Genomic DNA, 24,614 nt, shown 5'->3' on the forward strand with positions numbered 1-24,614 from the left:
CTGTCTGTCCGGCGCGATCCCCCGTTCGGTGGCCTACGGTCCCGGTCGAGTCGGTCAGCCCCGCCGCTCGAGATATCGCGCCAGCGCGGGACCGATCACCGCGACCGAGTCCGGTTCGATCATGTCGTTGTGCCCGCAGTCGACGGGGCACTCCTCGATGTCGCCGGTGACGAGTGGCCTCCACTCCCCCGCGGACCGGTCGCCGCCGCCGTCCTGCCCGCGGGCCGCCGGGAACACCAACAGGTCTCCGTCGAACACACCGGGCACGAATCGGTGCACCAGCAGCCGCGAGTTGGCGTATCCGTCGTTGATCCGTTCGAGGTGATCGGCAGTGACAGCATCGGCGGTCCCGAAGTGGGAGTTGAGCATTCGCGCGGCGCCCGCATAGTCGATCGCATGCTCCGAAGCCGGGAGTTCGAAGCCCAGACCGCGCAGCAGGTCAGCCAGATCGAGCCGGCCGAGAAGGGGATCCGAACCGTCGTCGGGATAGGCGTCCATGACCGCCAGCGCCGCGACGGACCTCCCCCGCCGCTGCAGTTCGACGGCCATCGCGTGGGCGATCACGCCGCCCAGCGACCAGCCGAGCAGGTCGTACGGCCCGTCCGGCGCGACGGCGGTCATCTCGTCGACGTACCGCGCGGCCAGCTCCTCGAGCGAGTCGTACTGCGGCCCGCCGGCGATCACCGGCAACTGCAGTCCGAAGACCGGCCGCTCCGACGGCAGGTACTGCACCAGTCCCGTATACCCCCACGACAGCCCGATTCCGGGATGCACACAGAACAGCGGGCGCCCGGACCCCGTGCCCCGCAGCGGGATCAGGGGGCGAAGGGCGTCATCCACCCCGCCGGAGGTGGTGTCGGCGATCCGTCCGGCGAGACCCGCCGGCGTCGGATCGAGGAACAGTGCCTGCAACGCGACGGTGGGTCCCAGGCGGGTCCGCAGCTCGGTGACGACCTTCGTCGCGAGCAGCGAGGTCCCGCCGAGATCGAAGAAGCTGTCGTCCAACCCGATCCGCTCGACGCCGAGGACGTCGGCGAACGTGTCCACCACCGCCGTCTCGATCGGGCCGCTCGGCTCGCGGAACACCGTCGCCGGCGACATGAACTGGGGCGGCGGCAGCGCGGTGCGGTCGAGTTTGCCCGTCGGTGTCAGTGGGATCCGGTCGAGGACGGTCACCGACGCGGGAACCATGTGCGCGGGCAGGTGACGCCCCACGTCGCGGCGCAGATCGTCGGCGTCGACGTGGGCGTTCTCGACCGGGCGCACGTACGAGCACAGCAGTGTGTTGCCGGCCGGTCCGGGACGCGCGAGCGTGACGGCGAATCCGACGTTCGGCTGCGCAGTGAGCACCGCGTCGACCTCGCCCGGCTCGATCCGGAAGCCGCGGACCTTGACCTGGAAGTCGCTGCGCCCGATGTACTCGAGGGTGCCGTCCCCGCGCCATCGGACGAGATCGCCGGTGCGGTAGATTCGCCCGCCGCTCCGACCGAACGGGTCGGCGACGAAGCGGCCGGCCGTGAGCCCGGGCCGCCGGTGGTAACCGCGGGCCAGCGCGGAGCCGGCGATGTACAACTCGCCGACGACCCCGCGCGGGACCGGGTGCAGACGCGGGTCGAGGACCAGCTCGGTGACACCGCGGATCGGACCGCCGAACGTGACCGGCTCGCCCGGCCGCATCCGTGCGCTGATGTTCGCCATGATCGTGGTCTCGGTGGGGCCGTACGCATTGAGCATCGTGCGTCCCGGAGCCCAGCGCATCACCAACTCCGGCGGGCACGGTTCCCCCGCCACCACGAGCGTCCGCAGACTCTCGAGCCCGACGGGGTCCACCGAGGCCAGCGCGGTCGGTGTGACGAATCCGTGTGTCACCCGATCGGTTTCGAGCAGCGAGGCGAACTCGGTGCCGCCGTACACGTCGGAGGGGACGACGACCATCGCGGCGCCCGCGCTCAGGGCCATCACCGTCTCGAACACCGACGCGTCGAAGCTCGGTGACGCGAAGTGCAGGGTCCGCGCCTGCGGCGTCACGCCCAGGCGTTCCCGCTCCTCGGCCGCCAGGTTGGCCAGCCCCCGGTGCGTGAGCACGACACCCTTCGGCGTGCCGGTCGAGCCCGAGGTGTAGATCAGGTACGCGGGGTGATCGGCACGAAGCGGGTGGATCCGCTCGGTGTCGGAGATCGGTGTGGCCGACTCGGCCGCGACGGCGGCCGCGACCTCGGGATCGTCGAGGACCAACCAGTCGACCGAATCCGGCAGTCGCTCCCGGCACGACCGCACCGTCACACCCACTCCGGCACCGGAATCGGTGAGCATCCGCTCGATGCGCTCCGTCGGGTAGCCCGGGTCCACCGGCACGAACGCCGCACCCGTCCTCGCCACTGCCCACACCGCGAGCACCGACGACACCGAACGTGACAGCCCCAGCGCGACATATGTTTCCGGGCCCGCTCCCATGGCGATCAGGAGCCGGGCCAGCCGATTCGACTCGTCGTCGAGTTGCCGGTACGTCACTTCACGGCCGTCGCACACGACCGCGACGGCGTCGGCGTTTCGCGCCGCGGACTCGAGCAGATCGGCGAGCAGGATCGTCGGCGCATCCGGCCCGCCTCGCGCGGGGGCCAGCCCCGCCAGCTCGTGCGGGTGCAGGATCTCGAGGTCACCGACGGGCCGGCCCGGATCTGCCAGCGCGGTCTCGAGGATCCGCACGAAACGCTCGGCGAAGCCTTGCACGGTGTCGCGGTCGAAGAGATCGGTCGCGAACGCGATGCCCCCGGAGATCCCCGCGGGCGCACCGTCGCCGTCGAGCAGTTCACCGAGCACGAACTCGAGGTCCTCCTTGACCATCCCGGCGCCGATCGACAATCCCTCGAGCGTCAGCCCGGACAGCTCGAGTCGGGCGCTCTCGAGATTCTGGAACTCGAGCGCGACCTGGAACAGCGGTGAGTACGCGGTGGATCGGGCCGGATCGAGCTTCTCGACCACCCGCTCGAACGGCACGTCGGCGTGTGCGAAGGCTCCGAGATCGATGTCCCGGACCGTCGCCAGAAGCTCCGAGAACGATTGCCGTGCAGCGATCCTGGTGCGCAGCGCGAGTGTTCCGACGAACATTCCCACCAGCTCGTCCAGTGCGCGCTCGCCGCGCCCGGCGATGGGGGTGCCCACCACGATGTCATCGGTGTCACCCAACCGGGCGAGCAGCACCGCGAGGGCCGCGTGGATCGTCATGAACAGGCTTGTTCCGTGGTCACGTGCGAAGGTCAGGAGTCGTCGGTGCAGCCCAGGGTCGAGCGCGAACTCGACACGGTCGCCACGGAAGGACTGCTGAATCGGCCGCGGTCGGTCCGTGGGCAGCCCCAGCAGGTCGGGCGCCCCGGACAGCGTCTCGGTCCAGTAACCGAGCTGCCGGGACTGGACCGATCCGGGATCGTCCTCGGCGCCCAGAAGGGCCCGCTGCCACAGCGTGTAGTCGGCGTACTGCACCGGCAGAGGATCCCAGTCCGGACCGTGCCCGACGGTGCGTGCGACGTAGGCACGCATCAGATCACGCGCCAACGGCCCCAGCGAGTAGCCGTCGATCACGATGTGGTGCGCCACGAGAACCAGCACGTGCACGTCGGACCCCACCTCGAGCAGCGCCCCCTCCACCGGAACCCGCTCGGTCACATCGAATCCCGTGGACACCATGGCACGGGTGCGGTCCTGCAGTTCGGCCTCGCCCGCGACCACGACCGGGTCGAGAACGACCGCGACCTCGGCGACCGGACGGACGTCCTGGATCGGCCCGGCGGCGCCGACCGGGAACCGCGTGCGCAACGACTCGTGCCGCGACAGGACGTCGTCGATCGCCGCTCTCAGCGCGGGCGCGTCGAGGGCACCGGTCAGGCGCACCGCCAGCGGCACGTTGTACGCGGGCGACGACGGGTCGAACTGGTTGATGAACCACATGCGCTGCTGCGCCGCCGACAGCGGGATCTCCGCCGGGCGCGGCGCCACCTCGAGCACCGGGCGACCGGAGGGGCCGGTGTCGGCGTGTTCGATCCGCTCGGCGAGCGCGGCCGCCGTGGGTGCCTCGAACAGCGCCCGCACACCGAGGTCGATGCCGAGGGATTCGTCGAGTCGCGCCACGGCCCGCGTCGCGGACAACGAGTTGCCCCCGATGTCGAAGAAGCTGTCGCCGGTGCCCACCCGGTCGACTCCGAGGACCTCCGCGAACACCGCCGTGATCGCCTCCTCGACGGGATCGGTCGGGGCGCGGAACACCGTGGTGGTGAAACCGAACTCGGGTTCGGGCAGCGCGCGGCGGTCGAGCTTGCCGACCGGGGTGAGCGGGATGTCGTCGAGCACGACGAACGCCGTCGGCACCATGTACTCCGGTACCCGCTCGGCCAGCCGCGCCCGCAGATCGTCGATGTCGATCCGGCGGCCGTCGTGCGCGACGACGTAGCTCACCAGCACCGTGTCGCCGCCCGGCCCGCGGCGGCCGAGGGTGGCCGCGAACCGCACATCGGGATGCCCCGTCAGGACGGCGTCGATCTCGCCCAGCTCGATCCGGAAGCCGCGGACCTTGACCTGGAAGTCGCTGCGCCCGCGATACTCCAGCTTGCCGTCGGCCGTCCACGCACCGATGTCCCCGGTGCGGTACATCCGCTCGCCCGGCGCACCGAACAGGTCGGGCAGGAAGCGGGCCGCCGTCAGTCCCGGGCGCCGATGGTAACCGCGGGCCAGTCCGGGCCCGGCGATGTAGACGTCGCCCGAGACACCGACGGGGACCGGCTGCAGGCGGGAATCGAGCACCGTCTCGGTCACCCCGGCGATGGGCCGGCCCAGGGAATGTGCTGCCTCCTGGTGCGCGACGAACTCCTCACCGTTGACGACGATCGTGGTCTCGGTGGGGCCGTAGACGTTCAGGACGCGGCACTGCGGCAGCCAGTCGTCCACCAGTTCCGGGGGCCAGGCCTCGCCGCCGACCAGCACGCACTCGAGGTCGTCGAGCCCGGACGGATCCACCGACGCGAGCGCGGCCGGGGTGATGAACGCGTGCGTCACCCGCTGCTTCCGCAGCACCGCGGTCAGTTCGGAGCCGCCGTAGACCGTGCGCGGGACGATCACCATCGTCGCGCCGACCGCGAAGCACAGCAGATACTCGAGGACCGAGACGTCGAAGCTGGGCGACGAGAAGTGCAGGGTCCGTGCCTCCGCGGTCACACCGCTGACGTCCCGCTGCGCGTCCGCATAGTTGCCGAGGCCCCGGTGTGTGACGGTGACGGCCTTCGGTCGTCCCGTGGATCCGGACGTGTAGATCAGGTAGGCGGGGCTGTCGAGCCGCAGCGGCGCGGTCCGGTCGGTGTCGGTGACCGGACCGGGGGACGCGTCGGCGCACTCGGCCGCGAACGCCTCGTCGTCGAGGACCAGCCATCGCGGGCCGTCGGGCAGTCGCGCCCGGTGCTTGGTGGTCGTCAGGGCGATGTCGGCGCCCGAGTCGGCGAGCATGGCCGAGACCCGCTCGGCCGGGTAGTCCGGATCGACGGGTACGAACGCGCCGCCCGCACGCGCCACCGCCCACATCGCGACCACCGACTCGATCGATCGCGGTATCCCCAGCACCACCCGCGATTCCGGCCCGACACCGCGGGCGATCAGCGTCCGCGCCAGTCGGTTGGACCACGAATCGAGCTCGCCGTAGGTGACCTCGCGACCGCCGTTGACGAGAGCGGTCACCTCCGGGTCGCGGGCCGCGGCGGCGTCGAGGATCTCGGGGAGCGTGCGGAGTTCGGACCGCGGCCCGCCGCGCACCGGGACCAGGGCGCGACGCTCGACACCGGTCAGGAGGTCGAGGTCCGCGAGCCGTCGCTGCGGATCGTCGGCGAGTTCCGCGAATGCCTGCAGCACCCGCAACAGCCGCGCGGCGATGCCGGCCACCGTCGCGCCGTCGACCAGGTCCGGGCGGAACTTCATCGTCACGTGCAGCCGGTCGGGCGCCGACGCGACGACACTCAGCGGGAAGTGTGCGGAATCGCGAGCCTCCACATCGGTCAGCCGCATCCCGTCGAGGTCGGTGTCCGCCGCCACCGCACCACGGGCCGGGTACGACTCGAACACCGTGAGCGTGTCGAAGATCGAGCCCGGGCCGGCGGCGCGCTGGATCTCGGGCAGCCCGACGTGGTGGTGGTCGAGCATCGCCGACTGCGCGGCCTGGACCCGGTCCAGCAGCTCGCCGAGGCGCGCGTACGGATCCAGCCGGACCCGGACCGGAATCGTGTTGATGAACAGCCCGATCATGGTTTCGATGCCCGCGACGTGCGGCGGGCGGCCCGACACCGTGGCCCCGAAGACCACGTCGTCACGTCCGGTGAGCAGCCCCAGCACGATCCCCCACGACGCCTGGACGACGGTGTTCAGCGTGACGCCACGGGCCCTGGTGAGTTCCCGGAGCCGGTCCGACGTCGCGGCGTCGAGTCGGTACGCGAGGTCACGCGACTCGGTGTACGCCTCGGTGGCCGCGGCGCGGCCCGGCAGCAGCAGCGTGGGGTCGTCGACGTCGGCGACGGCGCGCACCCACGCGTCGACCGCGGCATCCCGGTCCTGCCGGGCCAGCCATTGGAGGTAGCCGCGGTGCGGGCGCGGGCGCGGCAACGCGTCGTCGTCGCCGCCCGTCAGGTACAGCGTGACGAGCTCCTCGAGCAGGAGCGGGGTGGACCATCCGTCGAACAGGATGTGGTGATTGGTGAACACCAACCGGTGCGCGCCACCGGGCATGTGCACCAACATGATTCGCACGAGTGGAGCGACCGTGACGTCGAACGGGGTCGCGCGGTCCTCGTCCAGCAGCTCCGTCAGACGTGTGGCCGCGGCCCGCTCCCCGAGGACGGAGAGGTCGATCTCGCTCCACCGCGCCTCTCCTCCGCTGCCCACCACCTGCACCGCGTCGCCGCTCGGTAGTCGCGTGAAGGCCGTCCGCAGGTTCGGATGGCGGCCCAGCAGCGTCCGGCTCGCGCGGCGCAGACGGGGTCCGTCCACCGCACCCTCGAGGGTCAGGATCAGCTGCACCAGGTACGCGTCCGTGGACTCCTCGGCCAGTTCGGCGTGAAACAGCATGCCGCGCTGCATCGGCGAGAGCGGCCACACGTCGGCCAGGCCCGGGTACCGCTGTTCGAGACGGTCGATCGCCGGTTGCCCCAGTTCCACCAGATCCAGGTCGGACGGGGTCGATCCGCCCGCCCCGGGTGTGCGCGCGTGTGCGGCGAGCGCGTGAGCCGCGCGGCTCCACAGCTGCGCCAACCGCTCCACCTCGCCCGATGTCAGGACGCCCCGCGGGAAGTCCCACGTCGCGGCCAGGCGAGGTCCGTCCGGTCCGGACAACGTGACGGCGTTGACGTCGATCGCGAACACCACCGGCAGGTCCGGAGCGACGACGCCACGCAGGCCGGAATCCTCGACGGGAAGCCAGGTTCCGATGCCGCGATCGGGGGTACCGGTGTCGAACCGGCCGAGGTAGTTGAAGCTGATGTCCGGCAGACGACGCGGCGCGAGTACGGCCGCCGTCGCGTCGTCCAGGTAGCGGAGCATGCCGAACCCGATGCCGTGATCGGGAATTGCCCGCAGCTGCTCCTTGACCGCCTTCACCGCGGCGCCGATGGCATCGCCGCCGCCGGCCGCCCGGTCGATGTCGATCCCGGCGAGGTCGAATCGCACGGGGTACAGCGACGTGAACCAGCCGACGGTCCGGGACAGGTCGGCACCGGGCACCACCTGCTGCTCCCGGCCATGGCCTTCGAGAGCGACGGTGACCGTGTCGCCGTCACCCCCGCGCTCGCGCCGCCACTGGACCAGCGCGAGGGCCAGTGCGGTGAGCAGCCCGTCGTCGACCGATCCGTGGAAGAGATCGGGCACCGCGGTCGTGAGGGCGCGCGTGACGTCGGCCGGCAGTTCCACCTCGACGCGGTCGAGCGTGGACGCGACGTCCACGTGCGGATCCAGGTCGCGACCGACCGGGCACCGCCCGTCGGCGGCGGTCGCCGATCTCCACAGGTCCAGCTCGGACACCCGAGACGGTGCGGCCGCCGCGAGTCCGTCCGCCCACGTCCGCATCGACGTCCCGACCGGTGGCAGAGCCGGATCGGTGCCCGCCGCCACCGCGGAGCAGGCCGCCGCCAGATCCGGGACCAGGACCCGCCACGACACGCCGTCGATCACCAGGTGGTGAGCCACGATCAGCAGCCGCGCGCCGTCGGCCGCGGCGAACCGCACGAGCTGGATCATGCTGCCGGACAGCGGGTCCAGTCGATCCGCCGCCGAGTCCAGGGCGGTGCGGGCGGCCTCGGTGAAACCGGCACCGGACACCGTATCGACGGGAACGACCCGGACGATCGCGCCTGCGTCGACCGCTCCGGGAGGTCGCACCTCGATCCGCCGGCCGGTACCGGATCGCTCGTCGGGACGCAGCCGGGACCGCAGCATGTCGTGGCGGTCGAGGACCGCGCCCATGCCCCGGGCCAGGACGTCGGCTCCGATGTCGGGCGGAATGTCGAGCAGCACCGACTGCGAGTACCGGCCGAAGTCCCCGCTCCGGTCAGCGAGCCAGTGCACGATCGGAGTGGTGACGACGTCGCCGACCCCGGCACCGGGAAGCTCCGGCAGCGGCGGCGGCCCCTCCCGTTCGGCGAACTCCGCCACCTCGGCGAGACCGGTCACGGTGCGCCGTTCGAAGACGTCCCGCGGCGTCAGCGTCACTCCCGCGGACTTGGCGCGGGCCACCAGCTGGATCGACATGATCGAGTCGCCGCCGAGCCCGAAGAAGGAGTCGTCGGCGCCCACCGATCCGATACCGAGGATCTCCGCGAACAACCCTGCGAGAATCCGCTCGACGTCGGTGGCGGGTGCGCGTCCTGCACCCGCGCTCGGTGCCGGAACCGGTAGTGCGGCGCGATCGACCTTGCCGTTCAACGTCATCGGGAACGCGTCGAGCACCGTGATCGCGGCCGGCACCATGTAGGACGGAAGCCGCTGTCCGACCGCCGTGAGCACCTCTTCCTGGTCCACCACGTGGCCGGCTTCGGGCACCACGTACCCGAACAGCCTCAGACCGCCGGCATCCTCGGCACGGCCGAGCACGACGGCCGTCGCCACGCCCGGCACCGCCAGCAACGCCGACTCCACCTCACCCGGCTCCACCCGGAACCCGCGCAGCTGCACCTGGAAGTCCCTGCGCCCCAGGTACTCGAGCGCCCCGGATGCGGTTCGGCGAACCCGGTCGCCCGAGCGGTACATCCGCTGTCCGGCCGCGAACGGGTCGGCGACGAAGCGGGACGCGGTGAGACCGGCACGACCGCGGTAGCCCCGCGCCACCTGCGGACCGGAGACGTACAGTTCGCCGGCGACGCCGGGCGGCACGGGATGCAGACGATCGTCGAGCACCCGGACGCGGACGCCGGGAAGCCCGACACCGACCGTCGACCCCAGCGGACGCTGCGCCCGGTCGGCGCGCACCGCCGCGGCGTCGATCCGCTGCCAGGTCACGTGCACGCACGTCTCGGTGATGCCGAACATGTTGACCAGGGCGGGGGTCCGGTCGCCGTGGCGCTCGATCCAGTCGGACAGCCGCGCCGCGTCCAGCGCCTCGCCGCCGAACACCACGTGGCGCAGCGCGAGATCGCCCGCGGAATCCGCATCGGCGTCCGCGAGCGGGTAGAAGGCCGACGGGGTCTGGCTGAGCACCGTCACGGACTCGTCCCGCAGCAGTCGCAGCAGCGCGTGCGGGTCGCGCGCGGTGTGGTAGTCCACGACCACCACCCGGCCACCGAATCCGATCGCGCCCCACAGTTCCCACACCGCGAAGTCGAACGCGAACGAGTGGAACATCGTCCACACGTCACCCGGCCCGAGCCCGAGGACGTCCCGGGCACCGGTCAGCAGCGTCGCGACGTTGCGGTGGCTCACCGTCACGCCCTTGGGTCGCCCCGTCGAGCCCGAGGTGTAGATCAGATACGCGGGCGAATCCGGGTGCAGCGGGCGAGTTCGGTCGTCGTCGGTGACGGGCACGGCCGGGTGCCGGTCGATCTCGTCGCGGATGCCGGGCGCGTCGAGGCACACGATCGGGAGGTCGTCGGGCAGCTCGACGTCCACCCGCTCGCGGCGGAACGCCTCGTCCACCACCGCGCACGCGGCCCCGGCGTCCTCGATCACGAACCGGATCCGGTCGGCGGGGTATCCGGGGTCCACGGGGAGGTAGGCTGCGCCGGCGCGCACGATCCCCACCAGGGTCGTGACGAGGTCCGCGGTCCGGCCCATGACGACCGCCACCACCGATTCGGGCCCCACTCCGCGATCGATCAGCCACCGCGCCAGTCGGTTCGAACGCTCGTCGAGTTCCCGGTAGCTGATCCGCTGGGCGGCGGCGACCACCGCGTCGGCGTTCGGCGTGGCGGCCGCGGACGCCGCGAACAGGTCCGCGAGTGTCGTTGCGGCCGCGATCGGCGCCGCGTCCTCGGATGCGGTTCGCGAGGGCGCACCGGTCAGGTCGAGGTCGCCGACCGGTCCCGCCGGGTCGGCCGCGACCGCTGCGAGCAGGCGGGCCGTCAGATCGGCCAGTCCCGCCACCGTCGAGTGGTCGAAGATGTCCGAGGCGTACAGGATTTCACCGGACAGCCCGGCCGCCCCGTCGCCGCCGTCGGAGGTCTCGCCGATCCCGAACTGCAGATCGAACTTCACCTCGCCGGGGTCCACGTCGAGCGCCTCGACGCTGAGACCCGGCAACTGCACTCGTGGTCGATCGACGTTGCGGAACTCGAGCATCACCTGGAACAGCGGCGCGTACGACGTGCTGCGTCCCGCGCCGATGCGTTCGACGAGACGCTCGAACGGCACGTCGGCGTGCGCGAACGCATCGACATCGCCATCGCGGACCACGTCGAGCAGATCCGCGAACGACGCCCCGGGATCGACCTCGGTGCGCAGCGGCAGGGTGTTGACGAACATGCCGACCACATCGTCCAGTTCGGCCTCGCCGCGTCCCGCGACGGGAGTGCCGACCACCACGTCGTGATCGGATCCGATCCGGGACAGCAATGCCACCAGCGCCGCGTGCACCACCATGAAAAGGGTCGAATCATGCTGCCGTGCAATATCGACCAGGAAGCGGTGGATGTCGGGCCCCACCGTGAACGAGACTCGCCCGCCGTGCGTCGACCGGCGCACACCCCGGGGCCGGTCGAGCGGCAACGCCGACACGGGAGGCGCACCGCTGAGCCGCTCGAGCCACCACGACTCCTGCCGGGCGAGCCGCGACTGAGGCTCGTCGGGCGCCCCGAGGACCTCTCGCTGCCACAGGGCATAGTCGGCGTACTGGATCGGCAACCGATCCCACGCCGGTGCCTCGCCCGTCACCCGGGCCGCGTACGCGGTCGCGACGTCGCGGGCCAGCGGTCCGATCGAGAACCCGTCCGCGACGATGTGGTGCACCACCAGGACCAGCACGTGCACGTCGTCCGCCACCCGAAGCAGCGTCACTCGGACCGGAACCTGCTCCGCCACATCGAAACCAGCACGCACCAGATCAGCGACCCGGGCCGTCACGTCCTCGGCGGCGACGAGCCGGGGAGTGAGGGTCCCCACCACGTCGTCGGCCGGCACCGTCACCTGGGTCGGCCCCGACGCCGACACCGGGAACACCGTCCGCAACAGCTCCTGCCGCTCCACGACGTCGACGAGCGCGGACCGCAGCGCGGCCACGCCGATCGTCCCCGACAGCCGCAGCGCCATCGGCACGTTGTACGCGGCGGACGCCGGCTCGAACTGGTTGACGAACCACATCCGCTCCTGTGCCCACGACAGCGGAATCCGTTCGGGCCGTACGCCCGCGCGCAGCGTCCGCCGGTCGTCGGCCGCGGCACTGCCCGCGCGGTCGGCGAGCCGGCCGGCGGTGCCGCATTCGAACAGGTCCCGCACGTCGAGCCCCGAGCCGAGGGACCGGTTGATCCGCGCGACCGCCCGGGTCGCGCTGAGCGAGTTGCCGCCGAGCGCGAAGAAGTTGTCGTCCACACCGACTCGCTCGACGTCGGTGACCTCCGAGAAGACCGCCACCACGTGTTCCTCGGCCGGTGTGCTGGGGGCGCGGAACCGCGTCGCCGCCGACGTGAAGTCGGGTTCGGGGAGGGCGTCGCGATCGAGCTTGCCGACGGGTGTCAGCGGGATCTCGTCGAGGACCACAACAGCGTTCGGCAGCAGATGTCCCGGGAGCCGCTGGGCCGCGAAGTCGGTCAGCGCCGACACGTCGATGTCATCGCCCGTACCGGGCACCACGTACGAGACCAGCAGCGGATCCCCGGCGCTGCGCCGGTGCGCCGCCGTCACCGCGTGTGCCACCGCGGGATGCGTGACGAGGACGGCGTCGATCTCGCCCAGTTCGACGCGGAACCCGCGCACCTTGATCTGGAAGTCGCTGCGGCCCAGATAGTCCAGCGCACCGTCCCGGCGTCGGCGCACGACGTCACCGGTGCGGTACATGCGGGTGCCGGGCGGTCCGAACGGACACGCGACGAACCGTGTCGCGGTCAGTCCCTCCCGGCGGTGGTATCCGCGCGCCGTGCCCGCCCCGGACAGATACAGCTCGCCCGGGACCCCGGCCGGGACCCGGCGCAGGAACCCGTCGAGCACGATGGCGTCGGTACCGCGAACGGGTGTGCCGATGGGAATGTCGGCGCCGGGGACCAGCGGTGCGCTGATCGTGGACAGCACCGTCGATTCCGTCGGTCCGTAGCCGTCGAGCATGATCCGCCCCGGCGCCCAGTCCGCGACCAACTCCGGGCCCACCGCATCGCCCGCGACGACCAGCACATCGAGGTGGTCGAGGCGCTCGGGTTCGACGGTCGCCAGGGCCGCCGGCGTGATGCACGCGTGAGTGATCCGCTCGCGGCGCAGCAGGTCGCGGAGCGGGTCGCCGCCGTAGACGTCGGGCGGCGCCACCACGAGCGTCGCCCCCGCCGCGAAGGCCTGCAACATCTCGAGCACGGAGACGTCGAAGCTCGGCGAGCAGATGTGCAGGCACCGCGCGTCGGCGGTGATCGGGTAGCGCGTCTGCTGCTCGGCCAGCAGGCTCGCCAGTCCGCGGTGGGTGACGCTCACCCCCTTGGGTCGGCCCGTGGACCCCGACGTGTAGATCAGATAGGCGACGTCGTCCACGAGCATCGGGCGTGAGCGTTCCTCGGCGGAGATCGTTTGCGCGGCAACGCCCTCCGGCGGGTCGTCGAGGACCAGCCACCGCACCGAGTCCGGCAGTTCCGCGCGGTGGGCGCGAACCGTGACACCGACGCTCGCCCCGGAGTCGGTGACCATGTGCTCGATACGCGAGCGCGGGTAGGTCGGGTCGACGGGCACGAACGCCGCGCCGGTCTTCGCCACCGCCCACACCGCCAGCACCGATTCCACCGATCGAGGGAGCGCGCACGCCACCACCGCGCCCTGCGACGCCCCGGCACCGATCAACGTGCGCGCCCATCGGTTCGACAGTTGGTCCAGGTCCCGATACGTCAGGCGGCCGTCGCTCGCGTCCACCGCGACGGCGTCCGGCGCGCCGACGGGGCACGGGACGGCCGCGGTCAGGAGATCCGGCAACAACCGCGGCGGCAGCGGGGGCCCGCCTCGCGCCGGCACCCGCGTCTCCCGTTCCCGACCGGACAGCAGGTCGATGTCCGCGACCGGACGCGCGACGTCGTGGGCGATCGTCGTGAGAGCGAATCGCAGTCGCGCGCCGATGGACTCGGCCTCGGCCGAGGTGACACTGCCCACGCGGTGCTTCAGGGACACCTGGAGGCGCTCGGTCAGACCCGCCATCACGGTCAGCGGGTAGTGCGTGGCATCGAGACCCTCCACCCCGACGACGCGCAGGCCCGCGATGTCGGTGCCGTGTTCGAGCGCCGACCGGTCCACCGGATACGACTCGAACACCGTGAGGGTGTCGAACACCGCGCCCGGTCCGGCCGACTGCTGGATGTCGGCGAGTCCGATGTGGTGATGGTCCAGCAGCGCCGACTGCTCGCCCTGCACGCGGGCCAGCAGATCCCCGATGGTTTCACGTGGATCGAGCCTGACGCGCACCGGCACCGTGTTGATGAACAGGCCGATCATGGTCTCGATGCCGGAAACCGACGGGGCACGGCCGGATACGGTGGCACCGAACACAACGTCCGACCGGCCCGTGAGGACGCCGAGCACGAGCGCCCAGGCCACCTGCACGACGGTGTTGACGGTGACACCGCGTTCCCGCGCCGCGTGCGTGAGCGCCGCGGTCTCGGATGCGCTCAGTGCCACCTCGGTCACCGCGACGTCGTCCGTCTGCTGCCCGTCCGCATCGCCCGGGGGGGACGTCAGCACGGTCGGCTCGGTCGCGCCGGCGAGGGCGGTACGCCACGCCTCGACGGACCCGTCCTGGTCCGCCAGCCACACCAGGTAGTCGCGGTACTCGCCGCCGCGCGGCAACACCGACGCATCGGCCTCGGCCGCGTACAGCGTCAGTAACTGCTGCAGCAGAAGCGGAGTCGACCAGCCGTCCAGCAGGATGTGGTGGTGCGTCACGAGCAGCCGGTACCGCCCAGGAGCGAGGCGCACGAGCGCAAACCGCATCAGCGGGGCGCGGTCCATCGGGAACGGAGTCGCCCGGTCCTCGCTCAGCAGCGCCCGCCAGCGATGCTCGCGCGCGGGCTCGTCCAGCCCGGACAGGTCGATCTCGATCCACGGCACCGCGACGTCCGCCGCGATCACCTGGAGCGTCTCACCCGCACCGTCGTCCACGAAGCACGCGCGCAGGTTCGGGTTCCGATCGAACAGTGCGCGGGCCGACGCGAGGAGCCGTTCCCGATCGGGCTCGCCGCGCAGATCCACGACCAGCTGCACCATGTAGGCGTCCAGGGAGTTGCCCGCCATGCGGGCGTGGAACAGCAGCCCGGCCTGCAACGGCGTGAGGGGCCAGACGTCGACCAGCCCGGGACGCTGCGCCTCGAGGGCGTCGATGGAACGCTGGTCGAGGTGGACCAGTGGGAGGTCGGACGGCGTGAGCCCGCCGGCGTCGGGCGATCGTGCGTACTCGGCGAGCGCCCCGAGCGCGTCCCGCCACAGCTGTGCGAGCCGGCGGACGTCGATCTCGGCGAACACCCCCGTCGCGAACGACCACGACGACTGCAACGCGGGACCGCCGGGGCCCGAGCCGATCCCGGCGGAGATGTCGAGCGGCGCCGCCACCGGCATGTTCGGATCCTGCGCACCGCCGAGTCCGTCGCCCTCGACCGGCATCCATATCCGCGATCCGGTGCTGTTCCCGGCGGCGAGCCGGCCGAGGTAGTTGACGACGATCTGCGGCGAGCACCGGAGCCGAGTGCCCGCCTCGCCGTCGAGCTCGGTGAGCAGTCCGTAACCGATGCCGCGGTCTGGGATGGACCGCAGGTGCTCCTTGACGAGTTTGACCGCGCTGCCCGCGGCGGGCCCCCCGCCGAACGCGTCGTCCAGGTCGATCGACGACAGAGCGGGCCGCGCCGGGTGGATCGACGTGAACCAGCCCACCGTGCGACTCAGGTCGACGCCCGGTACGACCGTCTCCTCCCGCCCGTGACCCTCGATGCCGAAGAGGGGATCGATTGCGGCGCGGCCGCGTTCGGTGTTCCATCGGCCCACCGCCATCGCGAGGGCGGCAAGCAGGACGTCGACCGCGGTGCCGTGGATCGCGGTCGGCAGCGCCGTGAGTAACGGGGCGGTGAGGTCGGCGGGGAGGTCGACCGGCAGCACCTCGACCGTCGCATGGACGTCGCGGCCGGGATCCGCGGCACGACGGCCCAGTGGCGGATCGCCCGCGCCGACGATGCCCTCCCACAACGGAGTCTCCCGGCGTCGGCGCTCCGCGACGGACAACAGTGCGTGGGCCCACCGGCGCATCGACGTGCCCACCGACTCCAGTGCGGGGGTGCGGCCGCTCGCGGCCTGTGCCCACGCGGACGCCAGATCCGGCACGATCACCCGCCAGGACACCCCGTCCACGACGGTGTGGTGCACCACCACCAGCAGCCGGCCGCCCGCCGGTCCGTCGAACCACACGACCCCGACCATCCGCCCCGCCCCCGGGTCGAGTCGGTCGGCGGCGGCGTCGAGTGCGGCGCCCGCGAGGCTCCCGAGGGTGTCCCCGTCGGACGACGCCACCGGGATCCGGGTGAACGTGTCCTCCGCGCGGATGCTCCCGATCGGGAGAACCTCCATCCGCCAGTCTGTTTCGTCACCCGACCCACGGGTCAGCCGAGCACGCAGCATGTCGTGACGATCCAGTACCGCCTGCACCGCGTCGACGAGGTCGCTCTCCCGCATGTTCGGCGGCAGGTTCAGCAGCACCGACTGGGAGAACCGGCCGATCCGGTGGCCCGCACGCCGCAGCAGCCACGCGAGGACGGGGGTCAGCGGCACCTCGCCGATCCCCGCGCCGTCGAGTTCCTCGACCGTGTCGGCCTCGGCGCCGCCCCGCGCGGCAGCGACTGCGGCGAGCGCGGCGACCGACCGGTGGTCGAAGACGTCGCGCGGTGTGACCGACAGCCCCGCGGACTTCGCCCGGGCAACCAGCTGGATCGACATGATGCTGTCGCCCCCGAGGGCGAAGAACGAATCCTCCACGCCGACCGCGTCCAGCCCCAGCACGTCGGCGAACAGGCGGGACAGGGTCGCCTCGGTGCCGGTCGCGGGTGCTCGCCCGGTCGACACCTCGGCGCCGAAATCGGGGTCCGGGAGCGCGCCGCGATCGAGTTTGCCGTGCACGGTCATCGGGACTTCGGGCACCACGGTGATGTGCGCCGGCACCATGTACGACGGCAGCCGCGCGGCGAGCACGTCGTGCAGGTCCGCGGTGTCGATGTCGGCGCCGGCCGCGGGCACCACGTAGGCGATCAGGCGCTCCCCGATCCGCCCCACCCGGCGGACGTCCACGACGGCGTGCCCCACGATCGGCTGTTCGGTCAGGGCGGCCTCGATCTCCCCGGGATCGATCCGATAGCCGCGTAGCTTGATCTGCCGATCCGCGCGTCCCAGGTACATCAGCGAGCCCGAACCGGTCCAACGCACCAGATCCCCGGTGCGGTAGAGCCGTTCACCGTCGCGTCCGCTCGGATCGGCCACGAACCGGGACGCGGTGAGCACGGGGCGTCGGTAGTATCCGCGGGCCAGCGCCGGACCCGCGAGGTACAGCTCGCCCGGCGCGCCCACCGGCACCGGCTGCAGTCGCGGGTCGAGGACCAGCGCGTGGAATCCGGGGGCCGGACCGCCGATCGTCACGGGACCGTCCGGCACCAGGCGATCGCTGATGCTGCCCACGACGGTGGTCTCGGTGGGACCGTACGCGTTGTACATGACGCGGTCCGGTGCCCAGCGCGCGACCACGTCGGTCGGACACACCTCGCCGCCGGCCAGCACGCACCCGAGATCGGTGAGCCCACCCGGGTCGGTGGCCGCCAGCGCCGTCGGGGTCATCAGGCAGTGCGTGACGCGCTCGGCCGCGAGCAGCGTGCGCAGTTCGCCGCCGCCGTACACCGTGGGCGGGGCGATCACCATGGTCGCGCCGGCGCCGACCGCGAGGACCAGTTCGAGGATCGACGCATCGAAACTGGGCGACGCGAGGTGCAGGACGCGGGACGAACACGTCGCCGCGCAACGCGCCTGCAGGTGGGCGGCGAAGTCCGCGATCCCCCGGTGGGTGACGGCCACCCCCTTGGGAACTCCGGTGGATCCGGACGTGTAGATCAGATACGCGACATCGTCGAGACGCACCGGCGAGACCCGCTCGGCATCCCGGACGGGCCCGTCCGACCACACCGAGAGGTCGTCGCCGTCGAGCAGCCACCACGGCACGGACCCGGCGAGTTCGGTCCGCACGTCCCGGTTGGTGAGTCCGAGGCGGGCCTGGGAGTCGGCGAGCATCAACGCGATTCGCTCGGGTGGGTGCGCGGGATCCACCGGCAGGAACGCGGCGCCGGTCTTCGCGACCGCCCACAGTGCGATCTGGTAGTCGGGTCCGCGCGGCATGCCGAGCGCCACGACCGAGCCGGGTCCGATACCCGCGCCGATCATCATGTGGGCCAGCCTGTTCGACCGGCGATCGAGATCGCCGTAGGAGAGGTCGACGCCCCGGTAGCGGATCGCCGGCCGCTGTGCGTCGGGCGCGGCGGCCGTCGCGAGCAGCGCGGCGAGCGTCCGCGGCGCGGCGCCGGGCGAGCCGCGGACCGGTGCCAGCGCGGCGCGTTCGGACGGATCGAGGATGTCGATGTCCCCGACGATCACGTCGGCCGAGGTCGCCGCGGCCCGCAGGATCCGCACCAGCCGGTCGGCCAGGCCGCGGACCGTCTCGACGTCGAACACGTCGGTCGCGAAGACGAACCCGGCCGACATGCCCGCGGGATCGCCGACCGGGTCGAACTCCTCCGCCACGCTCAGCTGGAGATCGAAGTTGGCGACCTCGTCGCCGTGATCGAGCGCGCGGACCCGCAGCCCGGGCAGTTCGACGTCCGGGCGCGCGATGGTCCGGAACTCGAGCATCACCTGGAACAGCGGGGAATGCGCGGTGGACCGCGGCGGGTCGATCGCCTCGACCACCCGCTCGAAGGGGGTGTCGGCGTGCATGAACGCGCTCAGATCGGCCTCCCGGACCCGGCGCAACAGTTCCGCGAACGAACAACTCCCGCCGACGTCGCAGCGGAGGACGAGGGTGTTGACGAACATGCCGACCATGTCGTCCAGTGCCGCCGCGCCACGGCCCGCGATGGGCGTGCCGACGGCGATGTCGTCGGTCCCGCCGACCCGCGCCAGCAGCGTGGCCAGCGCCGCGTGCATCACCATGAACACGCTCGAATCGTGTTCGCGGGCGAGTTCGACGATGCGCCCGTGCAGATCGGCCGGGAGCTCGAGCTCGACGCGGCCGCCCTGCTGGGACCGCACGTCGGGTCGGGGCCGATCGCACGGCAGGTCCAGCACGACCGGCAGGCCCGCCAATGTCGTGGTCCAGTAGTCCAGCTGGCGGGCGAGCGGCGAGTCCGGGTCGTCGGCGTCGCCCAACCAGTCCGATTGCCACAACGCGTAGTCCGCGTACTGCACGTCGAGCGGCGTCCACGACGGTGTGCCCGTGGAGATCCGGGCCGCGTAGGCCGCCGCGAGATCCCGCGCGAGCACCCCGAGCGAGAACCCGTCGGACAGGATGTGATGCAGGACCACGGTGAGCACATGCTCGGAGTCGCCGATCCGGAACAGACCGGCGCGCAGCGGCGTCCGCACCGTGACGTCGAACCCCCGCGACATCACCGCACGCATCCGCCGCCGGAGATCGTCCTCGTCGCCCACGTCCTCGCTGTCGACCGCGAGATCCAGTCGGTCGACGGGTAACACCTCCTGGCGCGGACCGGCGTCGTCGAGCGGATAGATCGTCCGCAGCGACTCGTGCCGCGCTACCACGTCACCGATCGCCGCGACGAGCGCATCGCGGTCGAGCGCCCCGGACAGTTGCAGGGAGAGCGAGATATTGTACGCCGGCGAGTCCGTGTCGAACTGGTTGACGAACCAGATCCGCTGCTGGGCCGGCGAGAGTGGAATACGCGCGGGCCGCGGCCGGGCGACGAGCGGTGGGCGGGTCCGCGGGCCCGCCGTCGCATCGGTCTCGCGGGCCCGGCGTGCCAGCCCCGCGACGGTGGGCGCGTCGAACACGTCCCGGATGCCGAGGTCGGCGCCCGTCGCGTCACCGACGCGCGCCGCCAACTGCGCGGCCACCAGCGAATTGCCGCCGAGTGCGAAGAAGTCGTCGTCGACACCGACCCACTCGAGTCCCAGCAGGGCGCCGACCGCCGACGCGACGGCCTCCTCGACGGGATCACGGGGCGCGATGCGCGTGCGCTCGGCGTCCTCGGGTGCGGGTAGCGCCGCGCGGTCGAGCTTGCCGTGGGCCGTGGTCGGCAGCCGGTCCAGGACGGTGACCGCCGACGGCACCATGTAGCCCGGGAGCGATCGCGCCGCAGCATCTTTCACCGCGACCGGATCGATCGGCGCCCCGTCCGACGGCACCACGTACCCGAGGATCCGGATGCCGGCCGGACCGTCGTCTGCGATCGCGACGGCGGAGCCGACCCCCGGCACCGCGGCCAGCACCGACTCCACCTCGCCCAGTTCCACCCGGTACCCGCGCACCTGCACCTGGGCGTCGGCTCGTCCGGCGAATCGCAGCGTGCCGTCGGTAGTCCAGGTGCCCAGGTCGCCCGTCCGATACATCCGGGTCCCGGCCGCGAACGGATCCGGCACGAACCGGCCCGCGGTCAGTCCCGGGCGGTCGAGGTAGCCGCGCGACAGTTGGGCACCGGCCACGTACAGTTCGCCGACGATGCCGGGCGGCAGGGGGTGCAGGCGCCCGTCGAGCACCCGAACCGCCATCCCGGGCAGCGGGTATCCGATCGAGCCCGGGATCCCGTGTGTGGCCGAATCGGCGGTGACCGGGACGTGGGTGACGTGCACGCACGTCTCGGTGATCCCGTACATGTTCGACAGCCGCGGAGTGACGTCGCCGCGGCGCTCGAACCACGCCGACAGCTGCGACGGATCCAACACCTCACCACCGAGGATCACCTGCCGCAGCCGCAGCGCCCGCTCCCCGTCGCCCGACCCCCGGTCCGCGGCGATCAGCTGACGGAAGGCGCCGGGAGTCTGGTTCAGGATCGTCACCGCCTCGTCCCGCAACAGCGCGAGGAAGTCGCGGGGGGACCGGGCCGTGTCGCGGTCGACCACCACGACGGTCGCGCCGTGCAGCAGCGCGCCCCACAGTTCCCACACCGCGAAATCGAAGGCGTACGAATGGAACATCGTCCATACGTCGGTCGCGTCGAAGCCGAAGAGCGGCTGAGTACGCTCGAACAGCGTGACCACGCTGCGGTGCGGGACCGCGACGCCCTTGGGCCGGCCCGTCGAGCCGGACGTGTAGATCACGTACACGGTCGCGTCGGGCCGCAGTGGCGCGGTGCGGTCGGAGTCGGTGACCGGGTCCGGCGACATCTCGGCGACCCCGGTGCGAACCGAGGCGTCGTCGAGATCCACGAGCGGGACGTCGACCGGCACCGACGACAGCCGCCGGGCACCGGCGAAGTCGACGAGGACGCACGCCGGGCGGGCGTCGGCGAGCAGGAACGCGATGCGCTCGTCGGGGTAGTCGACGTCCACGGGCACGTAGGCGGCCCCCGCGCCGACGACCGCGGCGAGAACCACGGGTAAGTCCACCGACCGCGTCATCGCGACGGCCACCCGGGTCTCCGGTCCGACCCCGCGCTCGATCAGCCAGCGGGACAACCGGTTCGCGCGTTCGGACAGCTCCCGGTACGTCAGCCGTGTCGGACCCGCGACGACGGCGACCGCAGCCGGATCCGCCGCGGCCGCCCGAGCCAGCAGGTCCGGCAGCGTCGCGGCGACGCCGAGCACGTCCGGTGGCAGCGCGGACAGCGCGCGTTGGGATTCGTCGGCGATCTCGAGGTCGCCGACGACCGCGTCACCGTTCGCGGCGACCGTCACGAGGATGCACTGCAGGCGCTCGGCGAAGCCCGCGATCGTCTCGCGATCGAACAGGTCGCATGCGAAATGCAATGCGGCCGACAGGCCCTGCGGATGCCCACCCTCGTCGACATACTCCCGCACGCTCAGCTGCAGTTCGAACTTCGCGACGGCGGTGTCCACCTCCCGCACGTCGGCGAGGACGCCCGGCAGCTCCACCGCCGTCGTCTCGGGATTCTGCAGTTCGAGCATCACCTGGACGAGCGGCGCGTGCGCCGGCGAGCGGTCGGTCGCCAGTTCCTCGACGAGCCGCTCGAACGGAAGCTCCGCGTGGGCGAGCGCACCCAGATCGGTGTCGCGGACGTGCGCCAGCACCTCGACGAACGTGGACGCGGGATCGACGTCGCTGCGCAGGACGAGAGTGTTGACGAACATGCCGACCAGGTCGTCGAGTTCGGCGGCGGCGCGTCCGGCCACGGGGGTGCCGATCGCGACGTCACGACCGGCGCCGAGGCGCGAGAGCAGCACCGCGAAGGCGGCATGGAGCACCATGAACAGCGTGCAGTCGCGTTCGCGGCCCAGCTCGAGCAGCCGCAGGTGCGTGTCCGGGGCGATCTCGAACGTGACCGCCCCGCCCGCCGTCGACACCGTCGGTGGGCGCGGACGGTCGTGCGGCAGTGCGATCGCGGGGGGCAGGTCCGCCAACCGGGCCGTCCAGAACCGCAGTTGTCGGGCTGCGATCGAGTCGTGGTCGCACTCGTCGCCGAGCATCTCCCGTTGCCACAGGGCGTAGTCGGCGTACTGGACCGGCAGCGAGGTCCAGGTCGGCGGCCCGCCGGACCGACGTGCGCCGTACGCGACCATCACGTCGCGCGCCAGCGGCAGCACCGACTGCCCGTCCGCCGCGATGTGGTGGACGACCACCGCCAGGACGTACTCGTCCGCTCCGATCCGGAACAGCCGGATGCGCAGCGGAAGCTGTTCGCGCACATCGAACCCCACGACGGCATCCGCCCGGATGGCGTCCCACACGTCGTCGCGTCCCGCCGCGATCGGGGTCACGTCCGCCGCGGCGGACTCGGCGGGCACGATCACCTGGTGCGGGCCGCCGACGTCCGCCGGGAACAACGTGCGCAACGCCTCGTGGCGCTCGACGACGTCGGCGATCGCGGCACGCAGGGCCTCGGTGTCGAGCTCCCCGGTCAACGTCACCGCGAACGCGATGTTGTAGACCGGCGAATCGGTGTTGAGCTGGTTGACGAACCACATCCGCTGCTGCGCCGGCGAAAGCGGCAGCCGATCCGGTCGATCACCGCGGGCAGGTACCGGCACCGGCGCCGGACCGGTCGGCGATCCGTCCGGTCCGACCAGCGTGCCGACGTGTTGCGCGAGGCCGCGCGCCGTGGGCATCTCGAACAGGTCCCGCACCGTCAGCGTCACATGCAGCGCCGCGTTCAGGCGGGCCACCACCTTCGTGGCCACCAGCGAGTCGCCGCCGAGATCGAAGAAGCTGTCCTCGGGAAGGACCGGTCGGGGTGTCCCCAGGACCACGGTGAACACGTCCGCGATCACCTGTGTGGTCCGGCCGTCGGCGGCCTGCGGGGACGTGCCGGGCAGTTCGGTTTCCGTGTCGAGGATCGGCGACGGAGCGGACGCCTCCGCCACCGGGGACGGCACCGCGGCGACGTGCACGTCCGTGACGGGCGACCGCGGGTCGGTGGCGACGAACTGCTCGAGGAACTCCAGGAAGCGTCGATGGTAGGACGCCTCGACCTCCTCCGGGTACCGGTGCGGGTTCGCCCGGAAGTCGACGAAAGTTCGGACCGGCGTTCCGGATTGGTAGACGTTGACCAGTAGGTCGTCCACCGGCCCGGACGTGATGATGTGGAACTCGGTCGCGAGCGGACCCATCACGATCTCGGGATGGAAGAACATGACGTTGACGATCGGCGCCGCGACGTCGCCACCGCGGTCGCGCTGGATGTCGGCGCGGCTGCAACGCTGATGACGCAGTGCTGCAACCATTTCGAGCTGCACTCGATCGGCGAGGTCACCGATCGTGTCGTCGTCGCGGATCTCGACCGGAAGCGGCAACAGGTTGACGGTCATCCCGCCCGACCGCCGCAGCACGGCGGTGGTGCGGGCGGAGACCGGGATGTTCACGACCACGTCGCGGCGGCCCGTCGTCCGGCTCAGGAAACACGCGAAGGCGGCGACGATCCGAGCCGCCGCGGACGCGTCGGCCCCCTGCGGTGCCGCCGTCCGTTCGAGTCGCCGCATCGTCGCATCGGACAATGCTGCAGTCGCGAGCCGACTTTCGGCCACCGCGGGCGCGCCCGAACCGATGAGTGCCACGCCGCGCACGCCGTCGAGCCGGTGCGCCCAGTACGCGCGATCGGTGTCGTGACGGCCCGACGCCCGGTAGCGTTCGTCGATCTCGTGAAGGGTGTGCAGGTCGACCGCGGCGGGCGGATCCGGCTCGCGCCCCTCCACCGCCGCCGTATAGAGGTGAGCGATGCGGTAGAGCATGGTCGCAGCGCCGTAACCGTCGAGCGCGATGTGATGACTTCTGCTGTACCACAGGAAATGTCGGTCACCCACCCGCAGGATCACAGTCTGGACGAGGCGGTCGACCGACAGGTCGAGCGGTGTCGCCACCTCTCGCTGCATCCACGCGTGCGCGGACGCGACCGGGTCGGCCTCGGCGCGCAGGTCCATCAGCGTGATCGACGTGTCCCGCGCCGGGTCGACGTACTGCATGGGCTCGCCGTCGACGGTGACGACGCACAGGAACGGTGACTGGAACTCCCGGGCCGCGCGAACGTTCGCCGCGCGCAGCACGTCGATGTCGAGCGGGCCGTCGATCTCCACGTACTGCGCGATGAACAGCGGGACGTCGGGCACGAGCTGCTGCGCGAACCACAGGGCACGCTGTGCCTCCGACAGTGGAAACCGGTCAGGGAACCGATCGCCGGACCGGCCGGCAGGGCACGCCGGGCCCGATCGTGAGGTAGCGCTCGACTCAGTGCGGGGTTCTGGGTGAGGTTCAGCAGAATCCACGTATCGCCCCCAAGAGAGGTTGG

1 protein-coding gene is annotated in these 24,614 nt (G+C 71.8%); it reads right to left on the reverse strand.

Features of this window, described 5'->3' with window-relative positions; genetic code table 11:
* Positions 1-54: 54 nt before the first annotated feature.
* Positions 55-24,591, reverse strand: coding sequence for a non-ribosomal peptide synthase/polyketide synthase (locus tag DEU38_RS14440; RefSeq protein ID WP_397484716.1), 24,537 nt, complete (start codon positions 24,589-24,591; stop codon positions 55-57).
* Between the last annotated feature and the right edge of the window lie 23 nt (positions 24,592-24,614).

It is taken from the genome of Rhodococcus sp. AG1013 (assembly GCF_003350365.1).
GTDB lineage: Bacteria > Actinomycetota > Actinomycetes > Mycobacteriales > Mycobacteriaceae > Prescottella.